This window comes from Brachybacterium rhamnosum (assembly GCF_039526185.1).
Taxonomy (GTDB): Bacteria; Actinomycetota; Actinomycetes; order Actinomycetales; family Dermabacteraceae; genus Brachybacterium; species Brachybacterium rhamnosum.
In genome coordinates, this window is sequence record NZ_BAAAIS010000009.1 from 1 (window position 1) to 1024 (window position 1024).

A 1024-nucleotide genomic window follows, 5' to 3' on the forward strand; every position below is an offset into this window, starting at 1 on the left:
AAGTCATCGGCCATTAGTACCAGTCAGCTCCACACATTGCTGTGCTTCCACATCTGGCCTATCAACCCAGTCATCTACTGGGGGCCTCTCACCCACAAGGGGCACGGATATCTCATCTTGAAGCAGGCTTCCCGCTTAGATGCTTTCAGCGGTTATCCCTTCCCGACGTAGCCAACCAGCCATGCTCTTGGCAGAACAACTGGCACACCAGAGGTCAGTCCATCCCGGTCCTCTCGTACTAGGGACAGGTCTTCTCAAATATCCAACGCGCGCAGCGGATAGGGACCGAACTGTCTCACGACGTTCTAAACCCAGCTCGCGTACCGCTTTAATAGGCGAACAGCCTAACCCTTGGGACCAACTCCAGCCCCAGGATGCGACGAGCCGACATCGAGGTGCCAAACCATGCCGTCGATATGAGCTCTTGGGCAAGATCAGCCTGTTATCCCCGGGGTACCTTTTATCCGTTGAGCGACACCCATTCCACAATGAGGTGCCGGATCACTAGTTCCTGCTTTCGCACCTGCCCGACATGTCTGTCTCGCAGTCAAGCTCCCTTGTGCACTTACACTCAACACCTGATTGCCAACCAGGCTGAGGGAACCTTTGAGCGCCTCCGTTACTTTTTGGGAGGCAACCGCCCCAGTTAAACTACCCATCAGGCACTGTCCCTGATCCGGATCACGGACCGAGGTTAGGAATCCAGAACGACCAGAGTGGTATTTCAACAACGACTCCACACTCACTAGCGTGAATGCTTCCCAGTCTCCCACCTATCCTACACAAGCCGTTCCGAACACCAATACCAAACTATAGTAAAGGTCCCGGGGTCTTTCCGTCCTGCTGCGCGTAACGAGCATCTTTACTCGTAATGCAATTTCGCCGAGTTCGCGGTTGAGACAGTGGAGAAGTCGTTACGCCATTCGTGCAGGTCGGAACTTACCCGACAAGGAATTTCGCTACCTTAGGATGGTTATAGTTACCACCGCCGTTTACTGGGGCTTAAATTCTCAGCTTCGCTCCA

1 rRNA gene is annotated in these 1024 nt (G+C 53.9%); it reads right to left on the bottom strand.

The features are described 5' to 3' along the window. A 23S ribosomal RNA gene (locus ABD080_RS16725) occupies nt 1-1024 on the bottom strand; the annotation flags it as partial.